The following is a 26,733-nucleotide window of genomic DNA, read 5'->3' on the forward strand; positions in this document are numbered from 1 at the left end:
TGACTGACTAATTGTACAATCTCAAAGGTGTTTTGGTTTTTAACTCCGTTTAATGAATGCGAGAAAAACAGCACCGGATATTGGGATTCCTTATCGGATATTTCTGCGTTTTCAATAGCATGGGGTTTGACCAATCCCAGGTTTGTAAACAATATTTTAGGTAAATGAAGAGCTCTGCTGTATCCCTCTGCAAAAATATCCGGGTTAGACACATAGGGTGCTGTTTTTCCCTTTGCTGTTGAACTCGCCGGATACCAAATCTGCACCATCAATTCACGTTTATCGTCGGGGTCCGGTGTATAGCTCTCCTCTCGCTGCTCGTCTTTCCAGCTATAGGACACGGTCCCTATCTTGTATGGGTCTGTCGGCTTCTCAAAAGTGAATACCGGAAGCAGGAGCGGCAGTGTCACCGCTATAGAAGCATAAAGTACTGCCAGCGCATGCCTTCGACGAGCCCCTGTATGAGCACTACTATGGCGGAAATGCCAAACCCAATGAGTAGCCCTCGCCGCGACTTATTCCTAGCGAATATTAACCAACCAAGCAATAGGATATTAAAGACGGTAGATAACATTTCAAAAGACCTCATATGACTAAAAACCTCCTCATTTTATGTTCTTGCTGTTTTCTTGTCCAAAGCATACAACCTCCAGTGGCTGGAGATTCAATACCCAAAAAGCCTCATTGGCTTTTCCCGGACTTTAACATCCGGTAGCGCAACGAGGCTGATAAAATCTAAGATTCTTTTTGAACGCTTCATAATCAAACGGAACACTTACGGAATTAGGCAGAGGGTCCGGTGGGTGAACCCGTACGGATCATAAGCGGTAACAAAACAGAAATGACGACAGTAGCGAGTGCAATCCCTGTAGTGGGTCTAGTCCTGCCGCGGTCGGCCAACCGTCCAGCCACAGGCGCAGCTACTGCACCCGAGACTCCGGCAAGCGCGAACAACGCAATGGCTTCCTGAGAAAAATGAAAGATCGGGGTTGTTCGCAGCAAGTGCCAAAACAATAATAGCTATGGGCCAACGGATACGGTCTTCACGAATTCCGTTAACCTCAATCTTCCGCTGTGTGAAATTCCCTGCTTTATCCTGATATATAATTTCAACAGTTTGACCAATGTGCATTTGCATTTGATCCATTTGCATTTGATCCATTTGCATTTGATCGCCTCCAAAAAATAAATGGATACCGTATTTTCTTAATGGGACCAGACAACTATGAAATTGAACTGATTGCGGTTCTGGACATGCGTTTTATAAGGGAATATAGTTGATGCTAATCTCAAATTCCCCTTATAAGGAGTGTAAGCATGATTAGACAAGCAAAGACTGATGATTGGAAGGCGATTTCTGATTTAATGAACCAGTTAGACTATCCTAATACCGAGTCCTTTATTAAAGGAAATATAGAAAGGTTACTTGCTCATCCTGATGAAGAATTAATGGTTTATGTAGACGAAGGAAATGTTGTTGCTTGTATTTCGTTACACTATATTCCCCAACTAGCTCTCCCAGGGGACATTGCCTGTATAAGTTATCTTGTCGTTGATTCAACAATTAGAAATAAAGGAATTGGGCATAAAATTGAAGAGTATGCAAGCAAGGCTGCTAAAAAAAGAAACTGCGACAGAATTCAGGTTCATTGCCATTCTCGAAGAAATGACGCACATCGATTTTATAATCGACAAGGTTTTTCTGAGTCTCCGAAATATTTTACAAAGTTGCTATAACGATTGGCTACCCTACGGAATTGAACTTAGAAATGGTTAGGCTATAACTATGAGGAGTCAATATAAATACAGCAAGCAACGAACTCCCGTGTTTGAACAATTCGTTTTTTGATTATTATTAAGACATCCTTATATGGAGGTTGATCATATGTGCGGACGCTTTACAATTACGGTTACCCTGGACGAATTGATGACACGGTATCTAATATAAATTTGTCATTCTACAGACTCTTGGGAGGTGTTAAAGTTGAATGAACCCGGATTAGAAAAAGCTATGACTGCCTTGGAATATTTAAGTCAGGATGTGGAGGCACGACGCTTGTATGAGATGCGACAAAAACACTTGCATGACGAAGCCTCCATGATTGAAGGAGCCCAAGAAGAAACCAAGCTTGAGGTTGCTAAAAACCTCTTGCGGATGGGAATGGATCTTTCATCTATAGCCAAAGCAACTGGATTACCTGAAGATGACATAAAAAAGCTTAAACCCATGCATTGAGGGCACCGTCAATCCAATGAGAAAATCCCCGATAATTCTTAGAGTTATCAGGGATTTTCCAGTTTATAAATGCTTTTTAATCTGAGCAATCATTTCAATATATTCTTCGTCATTTAAATAAGTATCGCCCGGGTTCATTTGGAAGGTGGAGCCCCAATCCTTTTGATCTGCATATTTAGGAACAATGTGCATGTGAAGGTGATGCAGCTTGTCTCCGTAAGCCCCGTAGTTCAATTTATCTAGCCCTAAAGCCTGATCCATAGCTGCGGCCACTTTTTGCACATCCCTCATGAATGCCGATAATTCTTCTGCTGTAAGATGAAATAACTCTTTTACGTGATCTTTATAAACCACATTACATCTGCCTTTATACGTTTGCTCTTTGAACAGAAACACGGTCGAAACTTCCAACTGAGCCACCTCAATCATAAGGTTGTCCCTTCTTTCATCCTCCATACAATACATGCAGTCCTTATTTTTCTCCATGTCCTACATCCTTTCTCCCTGTGATTATGTACAGCTCTATCCTGCTCCAAAAATTTGCTGTCTACAATTAAAAGAGTTACACCCCTACACACTAAAATACGGCCCTTTCGGACCGTATCGGATAAGTGCATGATTCATTTTCCACTAATTTAGTTGACCGATTTATCATACTGTAAATAAACTACATGGGTCTGGAGATATTCGTTCAAACCATGTTTGCCGTCTGCACCGCCGATGCCGGATTTTCTCCAGCCTGCATGGAAGCCTTGCATTGCTTCAAAGTTCTCGCGGTTAATATAGGTTTCCCCGTATTTGAGACGTTTGATGACTTTCATCGCGACGTTCAGATTCCGGGTATACAGGGAAGAGGTCAGTCCAAACTCACTGTCATTGGCGAGCGCAATCGCTTCATCCAGGTTAGCAAAAGAAATGATCGGGATAACCGGTCCGAAGATTTCCTCTTGTACAATTTCCATATCATTGGTGGCACCGGTAATGACCGTCGGCTCAAAAAAGCTGCCTGCTCCCTCTACCTTTTTACCGCCGAAGGCGATTTTGGCGCCCTCTTGTACTGCACGGTTTACCTTCTGCTGCACGGATTCCTGCGCCGCCTTGTTAATCAGCGGGCCCATATGAATATCCTTGTCTTTCAGCGGATCGCCGTACTTCACCGCCTTCATCGCCTCAACCAGACGGGTGGTGAATTCGTCCTTGATCTTTTCATGCACATAGACCCGCTCCGCACAGTTGCAGACCTGCCCTGTATTGATCACCCGGGAATCCACGATTGCCTTGATAGCCAAATCCAGATCCGCATCATCCATAACAATGGCAGGCGCCTTGCCGCCAAGCTCCAGACTGACCTTGATGATATTTTCAGCAGCCGCCTTCATCACTTGTTGTCCTGCCGGCACACTGCCTGTTAGACTGACCATACCGACTTTAGGGTTACTGGCCAATTCATTGCCGACCTCTCCGCCTTTACCGGTAACCAGGTTGAACACGCCCTTAGGAAGGCCAGCTTTATCAACAATTTTGCTAAAAGCCACCGCGTTGTTTGGAGATTCGGCACTAGGCTTGACTACAATCGTATTTCCGGTGATCAGGGCCGGTGCCATTTTTCTGGCGATCAGAAAGAACGGGAAGTTCCATGGCAGAATGCCTGTGGTGACCCCAATCGCCCGTTTAAACACAAAAATATTCTCATTATCACGATCACTCTGAACGATTTCCCCTTCATAACGTCGTGCCCATTCTGCCATATAATCCATATAGTCTGCTGTAAAGTTAACCTCTACCGTGGACAATTCCAAGGTCTTACCTACTTCTTCGGAGATCAGTCTGGCAAGGATATCAACCTCTGCCCGAATCCCATCGGCAATGGCATGAAGGTACTTTCCTCTTTCAACCGCAGGTGTTTCCTCCCAGGCTGACTGGGCTTCTTCCGCTGCGTTAATGGCACGCACCACATCATTCCTTGTAGCTTTGGGAACCTGTGAAATGACTTCATCTGTTGATGGATTGGTTACATTCATCCACTCGTTGCCTTCTGATTCCGTAAACTGGCCGTTGATATACATCAAATGCTTTTCCACTGTCTCTCCCCCTCAAGGTAGATTATTCCATTCGATCCTTCCTTAGTGTAAACGTTATCATTATTTTTTGTCAACAACATTCACATTTTTTATTTGTTTTTGTGTTGTTTTTCATTGACTTTTTGAGTTAAGCTATTCTTATCAAGGTTGCATTGGGAGGGATCGAAATGAAAGTCAGTATTTTTTCGACTTGTTTAGTAGACCTAATGACCCCGAATGTCGGAATTGCTATGGTCCAAGTTCTCGAAAGGCTCGGCTGTGAACTCGACTTTCCGGCTTCGCAGGTGTGCTGCGGTCAACCTACTTATAACAGCGGTTATCTTGAAGATTCCAAGCTTGCGATGAAAAACATGATGCTTGCCTTTGAACGCTCCGATTATGTCGTGGGTCCGTCCGGCTCCTGTATCGCTATGTTTCATGAATATCCGAAAATTTTCAAAGGAGATCCACATTGGGAATTGAAAGCGATTGCATTAAAAGAGAAATCATATGAGTTCACACAATTCATCGTAAGGGTGCTTGGCATTCCCGATGTTGGCGCAAGGCTTGAAGGCACCGCCACCTACCACCGTTCCTGCCACATGACAAGACTGCTGGGAGAAAAGGAAACCCCCTTCCAATTGCTTGAACAGGTACAGGGACTCCAACTGGAGCCGCTCAAAAACAGTGATAATTGCTGCGGCTTTGGTGGAACCTTTTCCGTGAAAATGCCTGAAATCTCCGAGCAAATGGTCGATGAAAAATGCGGTTGTGTCGTTGAAACCGGAGCGGACATCCTGATCAGCGCAGATATGGGATGCCTGCTTAACATCGGCGGCCGCTTGTCCCGCAAGGGCGAACCTGTGAAAATAATGCATATTGCAGAAGTGCTAAACCATCACAATGCTGCTGTTGCCAAGGAGGGAGCCAGACATGAGCCTGCAAACGGATAAACGGGATTTCAGCGAACGGACTACAGATGGCCTCGGTAATCCCTTCATGAGAAGCGCCGTAAGCTCAGCCCAGGACAGCCTGAAGACCAGGCGCCTTTCCGCCGCGGCCTCTCTTGGGGATTGGGAGCAGTGGCGTACCATCGGCCAGCAAATCCGCCAGCATACGCTGAAACATCTGGATTATTACTTAGAGCAGCTGGCAGATAACATTGAGAAAAAGGGCGGGCACATCTATTTTGCAAAAACCAAAGAGGAAGCAAGCAGCTATATCCGGGACATCATCGTACAAAAAAAGGCTAAAAAAATCGTCAAATCCAAATCAATGGTCACCGAGGAAATTGAGCTGAATCATGTCCTGATGGAAGCAGGCTGCGAGCTGATCGAGACCGATCTTGGGGAATATATCCTTCAAATGGATGATTGGGACCCGCCTTCACATATTGTAGCCCCTGCGCTGCATAAAGACCGGACGCAAATCCATAAAGTGTTCACTGAGAAGCTTGGATATGCAGGCGATGAAAGTCCCGAGAACCTCGCCCGTTTTGCCCGGACGGTGCTGCGGCAAAAGTTTCTGGAAGCGGATGTCGGGATTACGGGCTGCAACTTTGCCATCGCTAACCTTGGAGCCATTAATCTGGTGACCAATGAAGGCAACGGTGATCTTACAGCCGCCATACCGAAAACGCATATCGCTGTGATGGGGATGGAACGAATCGTCCCGACGCTTGAGGAGATGGAGGTTTTGGATAATCTGCTCTGCCGAAGTGCTGTGGGGCAAAAATTGACCAGTTATATTACCGTAATGGGCCCCTCGGCAGCCGGGGAGACGGATGGTCCGGAAGAGTTCCATTTAGTCGTAGTGGACAACGGCCGTTCCGAGATTCTGGGCAGCGAATTCAACGAAGCCCTGCAGTGCATCCGCTGCGGTGCCTGTCTTAACGTCTGCCCGATCTACCGCCATATTGGCGGGCATGCTTACGGGTCCATTTATCCGGGTCCGATTGGAGCTGTAATCACCCCACTTCTGGGCGGATACGATGACTACAAAGAGCTTCCTTTTGCCTCCAGCCTGTGTGCAGCCTGTACGGATGTCTGTCCGGTTAAAATTCCGCTTCACGAGCAGCTTATCTTGCACCGGCAGAAAATCGTGGAACAAAACAGAACCGGTGTAGGGGATAGACTCCAGATGAAGGCGGCCAGCCGTCTCCTGTCTTCCCAAGCTTTGTTCGGCAAAGCACTGCGGTTTGCGAACCCGGCCAGCCAGCTGATCAGCAGACATGGACGAATTGTTAGAGGACCGGGCCTAGTCCGCGGCTGGATCAACGCTCGTGATCTTAGCCAGCCGGTCAAGCAGCAAGACAGCTTCCGGGCGTGGTTTGACAAACGTAAAGGAGGGGCAGGCCAATGACGGTATCGGGCAAGGAGTCTTTTCTAAACACAATCGCCTCCAAGCTGGGGCGAGAACGTGTATATGATGTTCAGCGACCCGACCTGAAAGAGTGGATCCCAGATAGCTATGGCGATTTAACAACCGACGAGCTGATAGAGATTCTTAAAGAGCAGTGCTTTTTTATCCAGACTCAGTTGATTGAGTCGAATCCCGAGATTGTGCAGAGAACATTGGATGATCTGATCCAAGCGAATGGCGGAGGCGCTGTAATCACTTCCGGAGATACCCGGTTTACCGATTATGTGATAAACTTCCCGGATTCGTACGTCTGGGAGGAAGCTGCAGGAAGAGAGCAGAATATTCTCCGCTCCGAATCGGCCAATACCGCGATTGTCTTCGCCGACTACGCACTAGCCGAGTCAGGAACAATTGTCGTAGAAAGCCGCCCGGATCAAGGCCGCTCGCTCCACTTTCTGCCTGCCCATTATATTGCGATTATTGAAAAAAAGAGGCTTGTGCTTCGCTCCACTCAGGCCGCAGCCGATCTAAACCGGCGAATTCAAGCAGGTGAACCCTTGGGCTCCTCCATCAACTTCATCTCCGGTCCTTCGAATTCGGCCGATATTGAAATGCAGCTCGTGGTCGGGGTTCATGGGCCCTTGAGAGCAACTTATGTACTAATTTAGTTTCTATGATTAACACAAAAAGAGGCCGTTCCATGCAGAGCGGCCAACGTATTACTTCCATATGATTCTCTATGTAACTGGTTGAAGTTTATTCGCCAAACCGGATATTTTTTACCGTTCTATTAATCAATGAAAAATTATGAAAAATCCGTTCCCCGCCTTGGCCTATCGGTGCCTGCGCTACAAGACCAACCTTAAGGGTCTGATCCACCGGTAAAGTGAAGAACCGCATCATGTCGAACTTGATCCCATCCAGCGAATAGTGGAAAGAGAATGCATTATCTACTCTAGCAACCTGCAGCCATACAATATTTCCGTTAATATTGCAGCCGTTGGCGTCGTCTGAAGTATGATTGGTTACAACGCTAACTACAGCATGGGTATCAAAGTCTGTCTTTTCAAAGCAGGCTTTGGCCCATACTTGAAAATCCTGCATCACCATAATCGTCGCCGAATCATAAGTATCCTTGAAATCATGCGAAACCTGAACCCGCATCACAAAATCTCCGGTTACCTCTTTGTAGTAAAAGGGGGCATTTAAGAGGCTTTCCGGGGTAATTCCAGTTTCCGAAATGGCACCATTATTACAGAAGAAATCCGTTTCAGCCGGTGCTTCAATAATCAGTTTGTCGTCTACATAGCTCGCCTTGCTTTGGTTGATCCACTCAAAATCATCAAAGATTGATTGTTCCATTCGAAATTCTCCTTTGATTGTTTTTCATACCATTGTAAGCAGTATCTTTTGGGGGGACGCTGGTACTCTAAGAAAGCATAAGTTATCCTATTTCAACGGTCAAGCACCCTTATTTGGGGACTTATTAATATAAACTATTGATTTTTTGGATATGAGCGCCTTCTGCGGCAAGACCGCCCTCCTTAACTCGTCTCTTCTCGCAGATCATGCTCCATGAAGAGGATATCGCGTTTCATTTCTTTCATGCCCTGTCTGGAGAGACGCCCTGTCTCGAACATGGATTGGATATGATCTCTCTCCAGCTGAATTCCGACCCGGGCCAGCTCCTGCATCGACATGTCGAACTCTTTTCGGGTGCCAGTGTCCGATTCGCTTCTTGTCAGGCGCAGCAGCATCCGTTCATATTGCAGAACTATCGAGTTGACTGTCTCCATATCCGGCGTTCCTTCTGTAAGCAGAGTCTTTAGCTGCTTAATAACATAAGTAATATTTTGAATTCTGAGGCTGTTCAATTCGGCGCGTCTTTCGCGGATGCTTAACCGGGCTTGCTGCAGCACCCCGACCACCTCGTCCCAATGCTTAACGGGGAACAGCTCTCTTTTATACTGGGGATTCCGTGTGTGCATAAACAGCAACCGGTTAATTCTGTTCAGATAACGGTACGCTGTATATGGATTCACTTCTTTTTTCTCCAGCGCAAGCAGCGTGTTCTCTCTTTCCCATTGCAGGACAGCCAGGCCCAAGGACTGCTGTACCTTATCCTTCTTCTCATCTTTCCTGAGCATTCGGATTCTGGAGGTATACGTATTGATGATCTGGGCAGTAGCCAGCCGGTTCTGGTCCGTGGTCAGGTCGTTTAATCCGCTAACAACATTCCTCAGAATCTCAATTTTCGCCTGAATCTCCTCCTCTTCCTGTTCTGTTTGCGTTTCTTTCCCCAATAAAAGCGGCAGCAGATAGTTGGAGGCCAGCAGGGTCCACAATATAACTCCAGCCGCCAGGAAAATGATCAGATCTCTGGCCGGAAATGCTGTGCCATCATCAAGAAAAAACGGCAGCGACAACGTACTCGCCAGTGTGATCGTTCCCCGGACTCCTGACAGACTAAGGATAAGCGCCTTCTTGAACCTCAGCTGCCATGGGCCGCGCGGTTCGGTCCCTTCGGGAATATCCATCAGAAGCGCCCAGACAAGGCGCAACCCGAGTACAGCCGCAGTCAATAGCAGCGTGTACATAATCACTTTAAAATTCCCTATTTCCGGGCTGTTCCAAATCGTCTGAATAATCTCCGGCAGCTGGGTGCCAAGCAGCAGGAAGACCAGCCCGTTCAGTACAAAAATAATGACCGACCAGGTGCTTTTGGAGACTATGCTCAGCTTGGCTACTTCGGGATTCATTTTCTTGTAACCGAAAGAATGGGCAATTCCTGCGGCGACGACAGCAAGGATGCCGTTGACCCCCAGTTCCTCGGCCGCCATAAAGATCAAAAAGGGAGTCAGGATCTCAATCAGCATGTGAAGCGTGACATTCTCCATTCCCAGTCTCCGCAGCCATTTCACCACTCCATATTTCACTAGTGTGAGCAGAAGACCCAGCACCACACCGCCTAGTGAAATGGAAATGAAGCTAAGCCCGGCGGATTTGAAGGAGAACACACCAGTGACCATAGCGGCCACGGCAAACTGAAAGGAAACCAGACCCGATGCGTCATTTATTAAAGATTCTCCCTCAAGGATTTGCATCGTCCGGTGGGGGATTTTGACTTTCTGCTCCAGTGCGCCCACGGCCACGGCATCGGTAGGCGCTAATGCAGCCGCCAGCGCAAAGGACGCCGCCAGCGGGATGACCGGAAGCAGCCAATTAAGGAAATATCCCATGACCCCTACCGTTACAAAGACCAGACCCAGCGCCAGCAAAAGAATGGGCTTCTTCAGCTTCCAAAGGGCTTCTTTATCGGCATGTCTGCCGTCATTGAACAGCAACGGGGCAATGAACAGCAACAAGAACAGCTCCGGATTTAGTTTCAGTTCATAGTGCACGGGCAGCCAAGTAATCACCATCCCCAGCACGATTTGAATAATAGGCACGGAGACCGAAGGGATAAATCGGTTCACTAAATTGGATAAAGAGACTGCCGCCAGCATCAGCAAAATATATTCAAACAATTCCAAAAGATCTTACCTCCATATGCGAGAATTCATTTTAATGTAAGATAAATGTTTAAACTGAATGTAAATCATCTTGGCACTTATATAAGTTGAACTTTAGACTTACCAAACCGGCATAGAACGCAACTGCGGTGAATGTTTGGACTTCCGGCCGCTGTTGTCTCCCGATTTCTTGATTTATACCGCTATTTGCGGTTGAAATCCGGAGACAAAGGCGGTCGCTATCGCTCCTACAGTTCCAAAATCCCCCTCCCTCTGTATTAATGGTTTTTCTTACAAATGCTCGCTCATTCGCAGGATATCTCCCTGTTATTTAGATGAGAAAGATAGAAGGACTGGCGGGGAGCTTTCCCCCTGCCTAATTAGAGGCATGCAGGAATAAGAGATAAGCAATATCCCGAAGTTCATTTTATACAGGAGCATCACTCCACTCATTTCCTGGGGATTTACCCTCCCATGACTCGACGGGTCTACGCCCTTTCATTCCTTCGTTATATCTATCCAGGGAGTGGAGACCGGTTGTGCTACAGCTTACGGGTCAGAGCCCTTTGGGAATTTTATCCCGGCTTCAATACGCTCCATTGTGGTAGCGATCCTGCAAATGAGCCAATCCTTGCAATGTCTCTCTACGCAGCCCGCAGGGTAGAGACAGCGACGGTTGGGTCAAACGTACTTTCTTGACGGACCAGACCTACAATAATGCGACATAGCTTTCCAATTAGCTTAAAGATCGAGGCCATCGGCTTCATGTTCTTTTCTTTTACATTATACTCATGCCATATTTTAAAGGCGGGATTTTGGGAGACCAGTGACACTACACCCAGGTAAAGGTGTTTGCGTAATTGCGGCCTTCCTCGTTTCGTGATTTTGACTTGTCCCTGGTATTTCCCTGAGCTCTTCTCCGCCAAGTTCAATCCTGCTTGAGAAAGGATCTGGTTGCCATGCGCATAGGTCCGCAGGTCCCCTGTCCCTGCCAATAGAGCCGCAATACAGATCGTCCCGAGTCCTTGAATCGAACGCAGGCGCTCCGTCAATTCAGGGATCTCCGCCAGCAGTCGGGTGAGTTCTTGGTGCATCGCCTCCACTCGCTGCGCCAGATGAAGGTAATCGGCGATTAGATTCAAGAGATGACGGCGCTCTTCATCCTGACATATTGTACGTCCTACTGAGCGACGGGCAGCGGCCAGCAGTTCTGCAGCCTTCTGTAACCCCTGGGAACCGCCCACTCGCTTCATGTATGGTTTCCACCCTGCCATAATCTTCTCGACGTCCAGGTGCTTAATGTCCCCGGGTAGGGGAAAGGCTTGCAGGGTGGCTAGCGAACGGGGCACAGTCCAATCTTTAAATACGGTTCTATACTCCGGAAAGCTTACATCCATCCAGCGTGTAATGCGGTTTTTGAGGGCGACCAAATCTTTCATGTAGGTTTCCCGGTAATTCATGGACACGCGTAATCGCTGGAAGATGGCCGGTGTACGAGGCAAATCGGTATAATAGCCCCAAGAAACCACATCGGCAATGACTAGGGCATCTTTCACATCACTTTTGGAGGGAGAATTATCCCGATTTTCTTTATTGCGTTTGGTTGTTGCCGGATTGACTAATACCACGTCAATGGATTCTGCAACAAGCCAATCTGCCAGATGAAACCAGTAGTGTCCTGTGGGCTCCATTCCTACGACAACACCTGTTAATCGTTGTGTGGTTTGAAGCTGCTGAGGCCAGCGCTGGAATCGAATAAAGCCTTCTTGAGAATCAGAAAACTTTAGAGGTTTCCCAATTTCGATTCCACGATAATTGACGGCCCGGGCTACATGAATATCTTTTGCAATATCTACGCCAATGACCAGGTGTTTGGGTGTAATTCTCTCGATCTGTTGATTTTGTTTATTTCTTTGTTTACACTTCATAGTGAGCGTCCTCCTAAGATGAATTTTGTTAGTCACTGCCCGTGACATGATTCCATCTTACAGAGGCGCTCATTCTTTTGGCAAACGTCATTTCTTAGCACCAACAGGAATGCTCCGCTGCTTTAGCCTCTAGGTAGTTCTTTAGTTCAACTTGTATAGGTATTTTTATCGGGAATCGCCAGCTACTTCATTAATACAGCCTGCTCCATTTATTCAACTCTTTAAGATTTCAGATTCTTGCTGCTGAACAGCGTCTAAAGTGAAATCTGAGGAATAGGTATCTATATACGGGAAACTGGAGACCAGCAAAATCCGTTATAGCAAAGGGGGATTTGTCATGCATCCGGCTGCAACCTACGCCGCAACCGTCTCTCCCCATACCTGTACCACATTTCGCGCTCTTGTTGAAGCAATAATCCCGAATACTGCGACTGGCTATGCATGCGGGGACGTGCAGACTGCAGGTGCTGTTAATTTATGTGTTCACGAGTATATGATCTGGGAGCTGGACCACTCTCTTTCGCTTGTGCAAGGTTTTTATTTGACAGTTGTACCGCTATCTTCTCCTGTCGCCGGGTTGCTCAATTGCGGTGCCGTTCAATTCGTCGCCTCCGGACAGATGCAGGATGTTATTGATTATTCCGTTTGGGCGGCAAGTCCGTTCGCCTCCCTTCGCCCTGCAGACCGGATTCGGGTGCTTGCCATGCTGGAGCATGCGGACCTCGATCTTGGAACTGTACCGCCCCCCTTCCGGAATGATGCAGGTCTTATACGGTATATCATAGATTTCCTCAACAGACAGACCATGTTTGGGAACTACTCGGAATGGCCGGCATATGGAAAGACCCGGCTCAGTGTTCCGACGAAGCGGAGACTGGAAGGGTTTCCGGTGGGATGGATACAAGCGGAATACCCGGGAATTGTCCCTGGTTATCGAGCCCTGCTTGGTAATGTGTTGACCATTGAGCGACAAGGAGGGGGATCATCCATTGTGTGCAGCTGAGACCATGTTCGATGCTGATGTAATTGTTATCGGGTCCGGCGGCGGAGGTGCCGTTGCGGCTAAAGAGCTTGGAGAAGCCGGGCTGAAAGTACTGGTACTGGAAGCAGGGGCCTGGTACGGAAACAAGCAATGGGTGAATCCGAACAGTGAACACGGCGGAGAATGGAGCGCTGATTACAAGGATTTGGATATCGGGATTTACAAGAAGGTCTTCAATGCGTATGAGAACAATATGAATGATGTAGTATCCGGTGTATTCCGCTTTGGGCCTGCTGACCGGCGCCGTACCCCATGGCACCGTATTATGCGGCAGAAGGGCGATATTTGGCAGGCTTCCGGAGTCGGCGGAACGACGCAGCATTACTGGGCACAATCGCCGCGGGCATTTCCCCTGGCCGTTGACCAGGTGTGGCCACTCAGCTACCGGGAGCTGATTCCTTATTACGAGAAAGCCGAAGCCACGCTGCCCGTTCAATTTTCGCCTACGACACCTAAAGAAGAGCTTTTTTATTATGGTGCAAAGAAAGCCGGATGGCAGCTGAACCCTACGCTGAACGTAACCACTCCGGGATACCGGCCGAATCCCAATGCCATTTTGCCGCCCAACGAGCATCTGATGGATACCGGGTATTCACTTGATCAATTATCCAATATGGAAGGATGTACACTGAGAGGGAATTGCGTCAATGGATGCGCGTCGGGCCCTTCTGTTGACAAAATAGCCAAACGAAGTACGCTGGTCAGTTATGTCCCGCTCGCTCTGAAAACCGGCAATGTTGCGATCCGGCCCAATTCCTTCGTCATCAAAATTCTTACTTCGCACGACCCCAAGGAAGGAATCCGCGCGAGCGGTGTTCAGTTCCGGGATACGTGGACGGGAGAAATCGGCGAACTGACAGCCAGAATAGTCATTATGGCAGCCGGCTGCATCGAATCACCCCGTCTGTGGCTGAATTCGGATCTCCCCCGTAACGAATGGGTGGGAAGAGGCTTGACCAATCATTGCTTTGATTGGGTTGGCGGCGTGTTTGATGAGAAGGATCTTATGAGCATTATGGGTCTTCCGGCAGTCTATCCGTATGTGGGTCATACTTCGGGAGCCAGGGTAGACATTCCGGGAACTGGGGTCTTCCAGATTTCTTGCCTAAGCCCCGGATTAATGTCCTTTTTGACTTATGGCTTCAGTGAAGCAGGATATGACGCACTGAACCCGCCGGAGCCTGGAGCACCATGGAATATTCGCGGCAGGGTCGTCGGTCCGCAACTGAAGGAATTGATGATGAACTATAGCCGGACTATGACCATGCTGCTGCTGACGGATGATGAAACGCTCTACCGCAACAGGGTTGAGGTTGACCCTCTGCTGAAAGACGAACATGGCCCGATCCCGATCATTTATTACACCCCCAGTGTGAAGACACTCAAGAGGCGTGATCAACTGGCAAGATACGCTTCAGAAACATTGCGGCAAGCCGGTGCCAGGCAGATTATCCGTTCGGATACCGCTTTCGGATTTATGCTCCATCTGGAAAGTACGATGCGGATGGGCTATGTCACCGATACGAACTGTGAAGCGCTGCAAGTGAAACGCTTATTCATTGCAGATAACAGTGTGCACTTCAACGGAATCGGCGGGCCTAATCCGACACTTACGACCCAGGCGCTGGCCACACGGACAGCGGAGAAGATCGTAACAAAGTATTTTAGCTAATCCCCCATTGCGGTGGAATAATACAGCAATGCTCCCGATAAGGCAATAATCAACAAGAAGGCCATAGCCTTTCCAAGAACCTTCATTCTCCTTCACCCCTTTCCGCAACCATCCTGTTGTTCTGGATGAAGTATGTACAGCGGCAGGGAAAATATACCCAAGTAGAACCGGCTATCTCTCAAGGTCTGAACTAACCTTGCGGATAGCCTTTTTCTTATGTGATTGGATAATCCGGTAATAGATGGAGAATGTTATCTGAAAAGGGGGCAGGCAGATGAAACTAAAAAAAAAGGCAACGAATCCTTTTTCACAAAAACTGAAGACGCTTGAGCCTGAAATTGACTTGAACATCTCTGAGCGGCTGGACGACAATGAAACGGCCATTACTCAAGTATTTGCGAATTGCTCCGACCTTGTCGTGCGGAGGCTCCTTATGTTCGGATCCATGCCCGCCATGGTGGTTTATCTTGATGTTCTAATCGACAAGCAGCTTTGGGATGACGGCTTCCTGGAGCCTTTGATGCAACAGGAGACACCTCCGGTCGACAGTTCCTCTCAGCTCAAGGAGCAGCTTGAATTTAGATTTTCTTCCATTGTGCAGCCCGCGGTTGTCTTGACAATGAAAGAAACCGCTGGACGTATTGTCAGCGGGGAGACCGTCCTGTTCGTTGAATCCTCCCCTCAGGCATTTGCCTTTGCACTCAAAGATAAACTGAACCGGCCGCTGGATGAACCCTCAACGGAAGCGGTTATCCGCGGACCACGGTACGGGTTCATCGAGAAAATGGATATTAATCTTGCTCTTATTCGTCATCGGCTCCGCACCCCCCGGCTGAAGACGGAAAAGCTTAGTGCCGGTAGTCTCTCCCGTACCGATATTACCATTGTCTACATCGAGGGTATTGCCAAGAAGAGTGTGGTTGAGGAAGTGAAAAGACGGATAGCGGGAATTGACATGGACAGCGTGCTCGAATCCGGCTATATCGAGGAATTGATCTGCGACCATCCTTATTCGCCCTTCCCTGTCATCCAGGCGACCCAGCGTCCTGATATGGCTTCAGGTTCTTTGATTGAAGGCAAGGTTGCCGTTCTCACCGACGGCTCGCCAATGGTCCTTATCCTACCCGTTACCTTCTGGTTCGGGTTTCAGTCCGCAGAGGACTATTATATGAAATTCATGTTTGCCACGATGCTGCGCTGGCTGAGATATTTGTTCGCCTTTTTTGCCATGGCACTACCTTCCATATTTATTGCAGTTACTACGTTCCACCAAGAGATGATTCCGACAAGTTTAACTTTAAGTCTTGCTGCAGCCCGTGAGGTTGTTCCTTTCCCGGCAATCGTGGAGGCGCTGATCATGGAAATCACGTTCGAGGCCTTGCGCGAGGCTGGAATTCGCCTTCCCCGTCCTGTAGGCCAGACGATCAGCATTGTAGGTGCGCTTGTTATAGGACAGGCTGCAGTTCAGGCAGGCATCATTTCGGCCACGATCATTATTGTCGTTTCCATAACAGGAATCTCTTCTTTTCTGATACCTAATCCGGGGATGAGCCAGGCAATCAGCATGATCCGCTTTCCACTCATGCTGCTCGCTGCAGCATTCGGCCTTTATGGACTGGGTATCGGCTTACTCGCTGTGCTGGTGCACCTGGTAAATTTGCGTTCCTTCGGCGTGCCTTATATGACTCCCCTTGCACCTGTAAATTTCAACGGACTGGGTGATACATTGTTGAGGGCCCCGTGGCAAATCATGAGGAAACGCCATAAACATACGAGGCGTTAATTGGAGTGGGATAGAACATGAACAGAGTGGCAATTGCATGTAGATGTGTGGTTCTCCTGATCATCCTCAGTATGACGACCGGCTGCTGGGACCGCAGAGAAATGGATGATCTCGCATTGATTATGGGCAGTGGGATCGACCTTACAGATAACGGACTGATTGAGGTAACTTATCAAATTGCGCTGCCCACGGGAATACCGAGTGCTGTGAAATCAGGAGGAAGCCAGAAAAAGGTAGTAGTCATCTCGGCTAAGGGTAATGATTTTCAGGAAGCCGTTGGCCGAATACAGGAGCAAATGTCCAGATACATTTATTTAGGGCACCGGGAGGTATTCTTAATTGGCGAGAACTGCGCACGGCATGGCCTCAACCAAATTCAGGATCTGTTTACACGATTCCCCGAGACCCGTTACAACAGCTACGTATTAACAACTTATGGAGCAACAGCCAAAGAAATTTTGAGCTCACCCTATCCAATGGAGCTTATTCCGGCACTCGCAATCAGCAAAATTCAAAGCAGCAGGCTCAGCTTCTCCGTGAAGTTCGATAAATTTCTGGAGGACTTATCCTCGCCAGGAACATCGCCGGTAACTGCAACAATCCGGGTCGTCCATAAAGGTACCGATAAAGAATCAATTGCAATCGACAGGGCTGCAGTCTACCTTGGCAATAAATTGAGCGGATTTATTCCCCCCGATGAACTTGAGCTGCTGCGCTGGTGGATAGGAGACCCCTATCGCCTGGGATTTACCATTCAAGCTGAGCCGGAAGACAAGGACTACAAAGGAACCATCAGTGTCAAGTCTTCGAAGAGCAGTGTAAAGGTTAAGACGTTGATAAAAAATGAGCACCCCGAGGCCAAAGTTTCCTTCCGCACTTTAGTCCGGGTGGTCTCTAACAATTCGAGGCTTGATTTGAACAGTGCCCGGGATAGAAAAATTGTAGAAAAACAATTCTCCAAGCAATTGCACACCAGGATTGAGCGCATGCTGACACATGTTCAAAAAGACATGAAGTCGGATATCTTGGGTATTAGTGAGGAAATCCATATCGAACATCCTTATTACTGGAAAAAAATACAGGACTCCTGGATTGACATCTTCCCCGGAATGCCAGTGACCATAGAGGTTGACATCCAAATTGAACAAATAGGAAAAACGCAAGGCCGTGCTTATTTGAAAAAATAGCAAATCCAAAATATGAAGAGGATGCTCACAATGAATCTGAAAATCTCAGGCATGCAGGTATTCTGGCTCATCTTCAGTATGAACCTCGGCATGACACTGGTCATGACGATTACACCAAGCCTGCAGGCTGCCAAGCAGGATGCATGGATTTCGATTGTCTTGGCAGGCTGCATCGCATTGCTGGTTGCCGTACTGGTAACACAAGTCGCCCGGCTGTTCCCTGGTAAAAGTCTGATTGAATACAGTGAATTGCTTCTCGGAACATGGATAGGCAAACTGGTAATTATGATCTATCTTGTTCAGTGGTATACGATTCTCCCGATTGTACTTCGCCAGTTTACCGACCTCGTTAATATAATGCTGCTTCCGGAAACGCCTAAAGAATCAATTATTCTGCTGATGGTCCTGTTAATTACTTATGCGACCTATGCGGGAGGGATCGAAGGGATTGCCCGCTGCAGCGAATTCCTGGGACCGATCATTATGATCATGGTCCTGCTTGTCCTGCTCGCCAACGGTAACAATATTCACTGGAAACACATCCTTCCTGTCTATGCGGATAGCGGAGTAAAGGAGATTATGCGCGGATCACTGGCCCCTGCTTCTTATCTTGGCCATTCTGTCGAGTACCTTATGTTTGCTTCATTTCTGCGGCAGCCCCGTAAGGAGGGGCGTTATGCGGTCTGGGCGGTATTGGTTGCAAACTTCATGGTACTAATCACCACCATAATGACCATTGTCATCCTTGGTGTCAATCTTAGCCCTAACATGTGGTATCCGTTTTTCGCGATGACTCAAAAAATATCGTTGTTTGGTTTCGTAGATAACTTCGACGCGGTTCCTGTCGTGATCTGGATTTCAAGTGTATTCATTAAGCTGGCCGTCTATCTCTTCTTAGTAAGCTATGGAACCGCCCAATTTCTGAAGGTACGCAACTGGAAGCTGATGATTTGGTTCATTGCTCCGGTAATGTTCGCCTTTGCGCTGATTCCGCAAAATGTAACGGAGGCCACAACGAATTATATGCAGCGCTACTGGGTGCCTGTTGCGTTGCCTGTGAACATGCTGGGCCTCCCAATGCTTTTATTACTTGTTGGATTATGGCGGAAGGTGAAGGGCACTCCCTCTCTGGAGGGTAATTAATTCTGCCTTCAGATATTTTGATCGACGAAGTGTTGAAACAAAAAACATACGAAAGATTTCTTTCGCATGCTTGCACCCGATCTTACATTTCCATAATCCCCCGCTCCAGCGCAACGGCAACCGCCTGCGAACGTGAATCCACTCCAAGCTTATTGTAAATGGTCGTTAAATGCGCTTTTACGGTACGCTCGGAGATTCCCATATCAAAGGCTATTACTTTGCTTTTGAACCCCTTGGCGACAGATTGCAGGATGAATATTTCTTTGTCAGTCAAGCGATTGGCTTCATTTTTCAGAGGGATTGGATCTTTCTGCTGCGACTTGACTGCAATCACCCGTTCCATAATATCTGCGGAGAGCAAGGTTTCTCCACGTACTGCCGACTCAATGTTTCTGAACAGATTCTCACGGCTGGTATCTTTCAACAAATACCCTTTCGCCCCCATGGCCAGGCCGCCGATCATTAAATCGTCCTCGTTATAGGTTGTGAGAATTATTACCGGAATCGTGCATCCTTGGTTCCTTAACTCCTTCATCGTATCCAGGCCGCCCATGACTGGCATATTCAAGTCCATTAGAATGACGTCTGGCTGCAGCTCCTTAATCAATTGCAGAGCCTCTGATCCGTTCCCGGCTTCACCAACCATTTGAAACTGCTCACTTGTCTCCAGAATCAGCTTTAATCCTTCCCGGACAACAAAGTGATCGTCTACAATCAGAATTTTGTATACATTCATGTAAGTTCTCCTTCAATGAAAGGTGTCTCCAGCTTAATGCGGGTTCCTTCTGAGTTACTGTCCACGTTAATCTCTCCTCCAATTAGTCTTACCCGCTCTTTAATTCCCAGCAACCCATAGTGTCCGACATCCTTGCCAATATCGTCCGTTTTAAATCCAATACCATTATCCCTAATCTCAATAATCAGCCTGTCGTTTTGCGTGGAAACCACAACCCATACTTTATCAGCCTTTGCATGGCGGGCAATATTGGTCAGACATTCTTTAATGATATGCAGGCTGTGTTCCATCAGCAATCTGGACAACTGCTTGTTCAAATGATATTCCGTGGATACAAGGATCCCGGTGGCATCATTAAAATGTTCAATTTCATCGCCAATGGCCTCCTTGAAATCAACCTCGGGTGCTGATTTCAAGCGCAGATTGTCAATCGCTCTCCGGGCTTCAGCCAATGTCCGGCGGGCATGCTGCATCGACTGCCTGATAATTTCCTGCGCCCGCTCCGCATGATTCTGTGACATATGAGCATCTGCGGCTTCGAGCTGCATAATGAGTCCGGCAACCCCTTGTGCCAGTGTATCATGCAAATCCCGGGCCATACGCTGGCGTTCATTCGCAAGGGTTAACTCCTCCACCTTCTCATGGGCTTCTCTCAGATCCTCCAGAAAGCTCTGAATTCTGAGCCGCTCTTGGACCTGCTTGAAGAACAATATTGCATAAGCCAGCACAATAATCAGCATCAGGACAAATACAGGTAGAAATAAGATAAGTTCACCGGTATCTCCAACAGTCAAAGCGGAATCAAAAAAAACGATAATACTGATAAGTGAAATGTACACTGCTCTCTTCACCCGGAAGGAAAAACTGAGGCTCTGGGCTATCAGTATAGGCAGCAGTCCGATTAAAACCGCCTGATAACCATCTCGCATTAAAATCGCACACAAATAAATTAGAGCCGCTTGAACTGAGAAATACAGCCAAAATTTATTGTGTGTGACTCTGTAGGAATTCCAGTGCAATAATACATGAACTGTAAACAAACCTGTAAATACAGCTCCCTCTAAAATTAAAGGCTCCTTTATAAATTGCAATATTATCGTTCCCGCATAAACGATGGATACCCAAATCAAAGTCGGCAGCCTAGAAGCGAATAATTCACTAATATTCTGCAGTCCGTTTTTTTTATTGTTCAATGGTCCTCCCCCTGATCGTTCTCTCCTGATCCTTAAGTTTTATTTTAACCACTAGTTGTCAGAATTCCCCCACTTCTAAAGTGGTGGGAGGAATGTCAACGGTCTTCTTTCATTGAATAATCCAACCTAAAACGCCAGAATAGAAGTATTCAGTCGTATCAAATAAAAGGTTGTGTTATCAATGGAGTTAGACTCAAATAACCATTCAGTATTTTCACTTCATTATCATCTTATTCTAGTCGTAAAGTATCGCCGAAAAGTAATAGGTGATGAAATATCGGATAGACTGAAAGAGATATTCGAGTCTATTCAGTCCAATTACAATATCACGCTGCAAGAATGGAATCATGACAAGGATCATGTTCACGTTCTTATGAAGGCTCATCCCAATAGCGAAATTCCCAAATTCCTCAACGCTTATAAAAGTGCTTCCTCTCGACTGATCAAGAAAGAATACCCTATTATTCGTAAACAACTGTGGAAGGAATATTTCTGGTCGAGAAGCTATTGCCTTATAACGACTGGTGGAGCGCCTATGGGTGTCATCCGAAAGTATATTGAAACTCAAGGTCAGAAATGAGGTGAAACGGTGTTAATGGCTTATAAATATCGAATCTATCCAAATCATGAACAACAACAGTATTTGGCTAGAGTGTTTGGTTGTGTTCGCTTCGTCTACAACAAAATGCTTGCGGATAAAATCGAATATTATAAACAAACAGAAAAGATGCTTGTGAACACTCCTGCTCAATATAAGAAAGAATTCGTGTGGCTAAAAGAAGTGGATAGCCTGGCACTAGCGAACGCTGGGCTACACTTGGATAAAGCCTATAAAAATTTCTTTCGGGAAAAGAACAGGGGATTTCCTAAGTTCAAAAGTAAAAAAACGAATAGGCATAGCTTCACAACGAACAATCAGAATGGAACGATCTCTATCCATGATGGACATATCAAGATTCCTAAACTAAAGACTAAGATAAGAATCAAGTTGCACCGTCCATTCACTGGACTCATCAAAGCCTGCACCATCTCCAAGACGCCATCGGGTACATACTTTGCTTCCGTTTTGGTTGAAACAGAACGAACGGCTTTGCCGAAAGCTGAAAAGAAGATAGGCGTGGATCTAGGACTGAAAGACTTTGCGATTACTTCGGGTGGTGAGGTGTTCGCCAATCCTAGACATCTTCGTAAATCTGAAAAACGATTAGCCAAGGTGCAAAAAGAGTTGTCGAGAAAGAAGAAAGGGAGCAATAACCGATATAAAGCAAGGCTCCAGGTTGCGAAACTTCATGAAAAAATATCGAATCAGCGTAAAGATTTCTTGCACAAAACGTCAACCCAAATGATACGCGATAACCAAGTAATCGTTATGGAAGACTTGCGTGTAAAGAACATGCTTCAGAATCACAAATTAGCAAAAGCCATATCAGAAGTATCTTGGAGCATGTTTCGTTCGATGCTCGAATATAAGGCTAACTGGTACGGCAGACAATTGATTATAGCACCAAAAAACTTTGCAAGTAGTCAATTATGTTCCTGCTGTGGCTACAAAAACGCAGAAGTGAAAAACCTTGCTGTACGTGAATGGACTTGTCCAGAATGTAGTGCACAACACGACAGAGATGTAAACGCAGCTAAAAACCTACTAAAATTAGCAATATAATATTGCAACGATTGGGCTAGGAACTAGCCTATAAGCTTGGGTAAACTTGGAGCAGTAGCTCTATTGACCAAGAAGCACCCACCTCTTAGGTGGTGTGTAGTTCACTACATGTAAAAGCATCCCTAACTTTATAATTTTCCACTTCTTTTAATTCTATAATGTTGTAAGACTTTCCACACCGTCCAAAAGGGCAAATGATATCTGCCCTTTTGGGCAGTGTGGCTGAACTCCTCATAACACACAAAGAGACATTGCATGGAAATCTCCATCAATGCCTCTTAACCTTTTTGCTTACGAATATTCATTGAACGTGCCTATGGGTTAATACGCCGTCCAGCCTCCATCCGCTGCAATCACGGTTCCGTTGACAAACTTGGAATCTTCGGAGGCAAGGAAAAGAGCAACGGTCGCAATTTCTATAGGCTCAACCGCTTCACTGCGCTGAGTTCCGGCACCTTCCCGGAAAACCTGCATACCGTCCATATCGATTTGTCCCAGAGTATTAGCTATATTGGTGCGGACACCGCCGGGTGCAATGGCATTGCAGCGGATGCCGGATTTAGCATACATGTAGCCAACATTCTTGGTCAGACCTACCAGACCATGCTTGGCAGACGTATAGGCGACGCCACCCTTGCCCACGGAAATGCCAGCTGTTGAGGCGATATTGATGATCACACCTGCGCCTTTCTTGAGCATCAGCGGCACCGCTTTGCGGATCGTTCGCATCGGGCCGGTCAAATTGACCGCAAGAACCCGTTCCCACAGGTCATCCTCCAACGTTTCGATCAGCCGGAAGCCGTCCATAATCCCTGCATTATTCACGAGAATATCCACGCTGCCGAAGGTGATAACCGCTTTCTCCAGCATCGCTTGCACTTCCTCTTCCTTCGTCACATTAGCAACGATGCCCACGGCTGTCCCTCCGGCCAGATTGATCCCGTACACAACCTCAGAAACTGCATCCCCATTAAGATCGGCAACTACAACCATGGCACCTTCCTTGGCATACAACTCTGCTATCGCCCGGCCTACCCCTGACGCTGCACCTGTAACAACCGCTACTTTATTGTGTAATTTCATCTTAATTTCCTCCATTAACATGGTACATAATCCCTCTCTTTTTGAGCCAGCCGATGACCATGGCATCCATGAAACCTGTACACCCCTCCTTCAAAATCCCATATTTAGATACGCCGTGTTTCCTTCTTTGATGGGTTACCGTGACTTCAAGGACAGAGAATCCATTCATCTTTGCGAGTGTCGGCAGAAAACGGTGCATTCCATTGTATAAATGAAAGCTGTCTGCCACCTCCCGGGTGAAGAGTTTCATAGGGCAACCTGTATCATAAATCGAATCTCCGGTGATCCAATTGCGAATTCCATTTCCGATACGCGAAGATATTTTCTTCAGCATGGTATCTTTACGATTCATCCGTTTCCCGTTTACGAAATCGATCCTCTCAATGAATGGCATGAGTCTAAAGATATCTCTGGGATCTGTCTGCAGGTCTGCATCCATAAGGGCGATTAACTCCCCTGTAGAGTTCTTGATTCCGGCCCAGATCGCAGCCGTTTGCCCGTAGTTTTTCTCAAAATGAATGACCTTTACCGCCTCATCCATCTGGGCGATTTCATTCAGCAGTACAGCACTTCGATCTCTGCTGCCATCATTCACCAGCACTATTTCATAGCTTTCCACTTTCTCTTTCAACGCGTTCGTGATGCTTAAGTAAAGATCGTAAATATTACCCTCTTCGTTATAGACAGGTGCGACCACTGAAAGGCGGGTCATGGAGCAACACCTCTTTGCCAATAAATTACTGCACCGTACACCAACCCCACGTACCCCGCCCCAATAACGCCTATCCTCACTGCAACCTCCCCCAGTTTCTTAACGATTTATGGATAACAATGCGGCAGTCATTGAATATTGTACTAATCAATGACTGCCGCTTCTTAAGCCAACTTATTCTAAGGGTTCAGGCAAGAATCTGATATTAGATTCCTTCACAAATTTCCGCTGTTTCTTCTCCACTTCCTTCATAACTTCCTCACCCTCCACATCCAGGTTGGGAAGCAGCCGGTCCAGCCACTTTGGAAAATACCAGGCCGACTTCCCCAGCAAGGTCATAAGACCAGGAACAATGAGCATCCGGACTACAAAGGCATCAAACAGAACACCAAAGGCGAGTGCCAGTCCCATGACCTTGACCATAGGCTCCTCTGCCAGAATAAATCCGGTAAAGACCACAACCATGATAAGTCCGGCTGCTGATACGACTCCGCCACTATGGTGCATACCGGCAAGAACGGACTTTTTGGCATTTCCGCTCTTCTTGAACTCCTCACGCATCCGGCTGACCAGAAACACTTCGTAGTCCATCGCCAGGCCGAACAGAACACCAACTACAATGATCGGCAGGAAATTGAACACCGGCGCTTCCGCATAGAATCCAAACAGCTTCTGGAAATGACCGTCCTGAACGACAAAGGTGACAAATCCCAAGGTCGCACCGAGCGACAGAATGAAGCCGAGAACTGCCTTGATCGGAACCAGAATTGAACGGAACACCAGCATTAGAAGTACAAAGGCCAAGCCAACAATGATCAGGCAAAATTTAGGCAAGGCCTGATTCAACTTCTGGGTGATATCAATATTGACAGCAGTACTGCCGGTTACCCCAATTTTGACATGATCCTGCTGCTCTATTTCCGAAGCCTTATCACGAATCAGATGGACAAGGTCCAAGGTTTCTGAATCATTGGGTCCCGTTGCCGGCATGACGGTAATCAGCGACACTTTTCCGGATGGTCCAGTCACCGGCGGATTTACCCTAACGACGTTGGGGTAGGTCTTTACCTCTTCAATCACTTTATTAAGATTGGCTGCAGCCGCTTCCCCGCCATCCGTTTCTGCCAATATTACTAACGGTCCATGATACCCTTCACCGTAGGCTTCACTTAGGAGGTCGTAGGCCCGGCGCTCAGTTTTATCCGGCGATTTATGCCCGTCACTCCCAAGGCCCGTCTCCATGTGGAAGAATGGCAGAGCAATGATTGCCAGCAGCGCTACACCCAGCACTACAGCCACTAAAGGCTGCCCGGTAACAAATCTTCCCCACAAATTCCCGCGGCCTGCCGACTTCTGCTTGCTTTCTGAGCCCTTGGAACGCTTGACTGGTGCTTTGATTTTACCTCCCATCAATTCTAGTATTGCCGGCACCACAAATATCGTCATCAATATAGCAGTGAATACACATAGCGCGCCTGCCATGCCCATAGCACTAAGGAACGGTACGCCCACAAAGGAAAAGCCGAGCAGAGCAATAATAACTGTTACTCCCGCAAACACAACTGCACTCCCGGCTGTTCCGTTTGCGATGGCAATCGCTTCCCGTCTTTCATAGCTTGCTGCCAGCTGCTGGCGGTATCTGGCGATAATGAATAATGCATAATCGATGCCGACAGCCAGTCCAAGCATACCGGCCAGCGATAAAGCAAACGACGGAATGTCCAATATACTCGTTCCGATGATAATCAGCATAATGCCAAAGCCAAGGCCTAAAGCCGCCGTCAAGATCGGTAAGGCGCCGGAAAGGATAGAACCAAGAGCAACCGCAAGAATTACCAAGGCCACCAATACCCCGAGTGCTTCGGCCGGACTGCTGGTTGCCATTTTTACGTAGCCGTCGCCGATCAACTCGGCCTGCCAGCCGGCATCCCGCAGGCCTTCTGCAATCTCAGTAACTGAATCTTTCGATGCCTCTGTAACTTCATCACCTGGCACTTTATAAGTGATTGTGGCATAGCCAATGCTCTTGTCCGCATTCAATGAATGGTTATCATACGGACTTACAACCGAAGCTACCTCCTGATCCGTTGCCACTTCCTTGAGCTTCTCCGCAATTAGCTGCTGCGCTGCTTCAGAGGATAACGTTTCATTGTCGGGAGCCTTCAGCACCAATTGGGTTTTCCCGAGGTCACCCTGCGGGTTTGGAAATTCCTTTTCCATAACCTCCAGTGTTTTTTGCGAGGCAAGTCCGGGAATGGAAGTCTCCTCACCAAAATGGATACCCATCGACAGTGCCACAATAGCTGCTGCCACCAAAAGTGTGATGCTTCCCAGTAGGACTTTAATCCGGTTCTTCGCCGACCAAAACCCCAGCCGGTATAATAATTTTGCCATTTCAGTATCGTCTCCTCTGTGCTAAATG

Annotated in this window: 21 protein-coding genes and 3 pseudogenes; 12 read left to right on the forward strand and 12 right to left on the reverse strand. The window is 47.3% G+C overall.

Translation table 11 applies throughout. The annotated features are described in order from the left end of the window. Positions 1 to 341 (reverse strand): annotated as a pseudogene (locus ACQ76X_RS05410) (acetylhydrolase); the annotation flags it as partial. 454 nt (positions 342 to 795) lie between these two features. After that, positions 796 to 1,014 (reverse strand): annotated as a pseudogene (locus ACQ76X_RS05415) (MFS transporter); the annotation flags it as partial. Positions 1,015 to 1,317: 303 nt separating this feature from the next. Here ACQ76X_RS05415 and ACQ76X_RS05420 point away from each other — a divergent pair. Beyond that, positions 1,318 to 1,737: a GNAT family N-acetyltransferase gene (locus ACQ76X_RS05420; RefSeq protein WP_438492123.1), complete on the forward strand. Its 420-nt coding sequence runs from the start codon at positions 1,318 to 1,320 to the stop codon at positions 1,735 to 1,737. Positions 1,738 to 1,969: 232 nt separating this feature from the next. Next, positions 1,970 to 2,236 (forward strand): annotated as a pseudogene (locus tag ACQ76X_RS05425) (Rpn family recombination-promoting nuclease/putative transposase); the annotation flags it as partial. Positions 2,237 to 2,299: 63 nt separating this feature from the next. On the opposite strand, the gene ACQ76X_RS05430 reads toward ACQ76X_RS05425, so the two are convergent. Both ACQ76X_RS05430 and aldA read right to left on the reverse strand, forming a co-directional pair. Next, positions 2,300 to 2,722: an HIT family protein gene (locus ACQ76X_RS05430; protein ID WP_438492125.1), complete on the reverse strand. Its 423-nt coding sequence runs from the start codon at positions 2,720 to 2,722 to the stop codon at positions 2,300 to 2,302. Positions 2,723 to 2,871: 149 nt separating this feature from the next. Next, positions 2,872 to 4,317 (reverse strand): aldehyde dehydrogenase, encoded by a 1,446-nt coding sequence (gene aldA, locus ACQ76X_RS05435; RefSeq protein ID WP_438492127.1) that lies wholly within the window; start codon positions 4,315 to 4,317, stop codon positions 2,872 to 2,874. 167 nt (positions 4,318 to 4,484) lie between these two features. On the opposite strand from aldA, the gene ACQ76X_RS05440 reads away from it, so the two are divergent. Genes ACQ76X_RS05440 through ACQ76X_RS05450 form a run of 3 tightly spaced genes read left to right on the forward strand, consistent with a single transcriptional unit; the run spans position 4,485 to position 7,325 of the window. Continuing rightward, the gene (locus ACQ76X_RS05440) at positions 4,485 to 5,249 is read left to right on the forward strand and encodes a (Fe-S)-binding protein (RefSeq protein ID WP_438492128.1); all 765 of its coding nucleotides are present in this window, start codon (positions 4,485 to 4,487) and stop codon (positions 5,247 to 5,249) included. Next, positions 5,230 to 6,657, forward strand: a complete 1,428-nt coding sequence (locus tag ACQ76X_RS05445) for a LutB/LldF family L-lactate oxidation iron-sulfur protein (RefSeq protein WP_438492130.1) — start codon at positions 5,230 to 5,232, stop codon at positions 6,655 to 6,657. Before ACQ76X_RS05440 ends, ACQ76X_RS05445 begins: the two co-directional genes overlap by 20 nt. Beyond that, positions 6,654 to 7,325, forward strand: a complete 672-nt coding sequence (locus tag ACQ76X_RS05450; RefSeq protein ID WP_438492132.1) for a LutC/YkgG family protein — start codon at positions 6,654 to 6,656, stop codon at positions 7,323 to 7,325. The genes ACQ76X_RS05445 and ACQ76X_RS05450 overlap by 4 nt, the downstream gene beginning before the upstream one ends. 88 nt (positions 7,326 to 7,413) lie before the next feature. On the opposite strand, the gene ACQ76X_RS05455 is transcribed toward ACQ76X_RS05450, so the two are convergent. The 3 genes from ACQ76X_RS05455 to ACQ76X_RS05465 form a co-directional block, all read right to left on the reverse strand. Continuing rightward, complete coding sequence (locus tag ACQ76X_RS05455; protein ID WP_076109899.1) at positions 7,414 to 8,019, reverse strand: DUF1349 domain-containing protein; 606 nt, start codon at positions 8,017 to 8,019, stop codon at positions 7,414 to 7,416. A 182-nt stretch (positions 8,020 to 8,201) separates the two neighbouring features. Further along, a complete protein-coding gene (locus ACQ76X_RS05460; RefSeq protein WP_438492133.1) occupies positions 8,202 to 10,190 on the reverse strand; it encodes a Na+/H+ antiporter in 1,989 nt (662 codons plus the stop codon). A gap of 623 nt (positions 10,191 to 10,813) precedes the next feature. Next, a complete protein-coding gene (locus ACQ76X_RS05465) occupies positions 10,814 to 12,097 on the reverse strand; it encodes an IS110 family transposase (RefSeq protein WP_438492135.1) in 1,284 nt (427 codons plus the stop codon). Between the two features lie 337 nt (positions 12,098 to 12,434). On the opposite strand from ACQ76X_RS05465, the gene ACQ76X_RS05470 reads away from it, so the two are divergent. The 5 genes from ACQ76X_RS05470 (at position 12,435) to ACQ76X_RS05490 (ending at position 18,924) form a co-directional block, all read left to right on the forward strand. Further along, a complete protein-coding gene (locus ACQ76X_RS05470) occupies positions 12,435 to 13,100 on the forward strand; it encodes a hypothetical protein (RefSeq protein WP_438492136.1) in 666 nt (221 codons plus the stop codon). Between the two features lie 4 nt (positions 13,101 to 13,104). Then, the gene (locus ACQ76X_RS05475) at positions 13,105 to 14,811 is read left to right on the forward strand and encodes a GMC family oxidoreductase N-terminal domain-containing protein (protein WP_438492471.1); all 1,707 of its coding nucleotides are present in this window, start codon (positions 13,105 to 13,107) and stop codon (positions 14,809 to 14,811) included. A gap of 274 nt (positions 14,812 to 15,085) precedes the next feature. Next, a complete protein-coding gene (locus ACQ76X_RS05480) occupies positions 15,086 to 16,594 on the forward strand; it encodes a spore germination protein (RefSeq protein WP_438492137.1) in 1,509 nt (502 codons plus the stop codon). Between the two features lie 17 nt (positions 16,595 to 16,611). Next, on the forward strand, positions 16,612 to 17,781 hold the full coding sequence (locus ACQ76X_RS05485) for a Ger(x)C family spore germination protein (protein ID WP_438492138.1): 1,170 nt from the start codon (positions 16,612 to 16,614) through the stop codon (positions 17,779 to 17,781). 30 nt (positions 17,782 to 17,811) lie between these two features. Next, positions 17,812 to 18,924: a GerAB/ArcD/ProY family transporter gene (locus tag ACQ76X_RS05490; RefSeq protein WP_438492139.1), complete on the forward strand. Its 1,113-nt coding sequence runs from the start codon at positions 17,812 to 17,814 to the stop codon at positions 18,922 to 18,924. Positions 18,925 to 19,006: 82 nt separating this feature from the next. Here the strand turns inward: ACQ76X_RS05490 and ACQ76X_RS05495 are convergent, their stop codons facing one another. Together ACQ76X_RS05495 and ACQ76X_RS05500 are read right to left on the reverse strand one after the other, a co-directional pair. Then, complete coding sequence (locus tag ACQ76X_RS05495) at positions 19,007 to 19,660, reverse strand: response regulator (RefSeq protein WP_438492141.1); 654 nt, start codon at positions 19,658 to 19,660, stop codon at positions 19,007 to 19,009. Next, positions 19,657 to 20,499 carry a sensor histidine kinase gene (locus ACQ76X_RS05500; RefSeq protein ID WP_438492143.1) on the reverse strand — a complete coding sequence of 281 codons (843 nt, stop codon included), beginning with the start codon at positions 20,497 to 20,499 and terminating at the stop codon, positions 19,657 to 19,659. Before ACQ76X_RS05500 ends, ACQ76X_RS05495 begins: the two co-directional genes overlap by 4 nt. Before the next feature lie 535 nt (positions 20,500 to 21,034). Between ACQ76X_RS05500 and tnpA the strand changes: the two genes are divergently transcribed. Continuing rightward, positions 21,035 to 21,433: an IS200/IS605 family transposase gene (gene tnpA, locus ACQ76X_RS05505; RefSeq protein ID WP_438492145.1), complete on the forward strand. Its 399-nt coding sequence runs from the start codon at positions 21,035 to 21,037 to the stop codon at positions 21,431 to 21,433. Positions 21,434 to 21,442: 9 nt separating this feature from the next. Further along, a complete protein-coding gene (gene tnpB, locus ACQ76X_RS05510) occupies positions 21,443 to 22,516 on the forward strand; it encodes an IS200/IS605 family element RNA-guided endonuclease TnpB (RefSeq protein WP_438492147.1) in 1,074 nt (357 codons plus the stop codon). 321 nt (positions 22,517 to 22,837) lie between these two features. On the opposite strand, the gene ACQ76X_RS05515 is transcribed toward tnpB, so the two are convergent. The 3 genes from ACQ76X_RS05515 to ACQ76X_RS05525 all read right to left on the reverse strand — a co-directional run bounded on the left by ACQ76X_RS05515 (position 22,838) and on the right by ACQ76X_RS05525 (position 26,705). Continuing rightward, positions 22,838 to 23,599: an SDR family oxidoreductase gene (locus ACQ76X_RS05515; RefSeq protein ID WP_438492148.1), complete on the reverse strand. Its 762-nt coding sequence runs from the start codon at positions 23,597 to 23,599 to the stop codon at positions 22,838 to 22,840. A gap of 1 nt (position 23,600) precedes the next feature. Next, positions 23,601 to 24,311, reverse strand: coding sequence for a glycosyltransferase family 2 protein (locus ACQ76X_RS05520; protein ID WP_438492150.1), 711 nt, complete (start codon positions 24,309 to 24,311; stop codon positions 23,601 to 23,603). Between the two features lie 174 nt (positions 24,312 to 24,485). Next, positions 24,486 to 26,705, reverse strand: a complete 2,220-nt coding sequence (locus ACQ76X_RS05525; protein ID WP_438492152.1) for an MMPL family transporter — start codon at positions 26,703 to 26,705, stop codon at positions 24,486 to 24,488. Between the last annotated feature and the right edge of the window lie 28 nt (positions 26,706 to 26,733).

Origin of the sequence: Paenibacillus sp. IHBB 3054 (assembly GCF_051594305.1) — a bacterium.
GTDB lineage: Bacteria > Bacillota > Bacilli > Paenibacillales > Paenibacillaceae > Paenibacillus_AQ.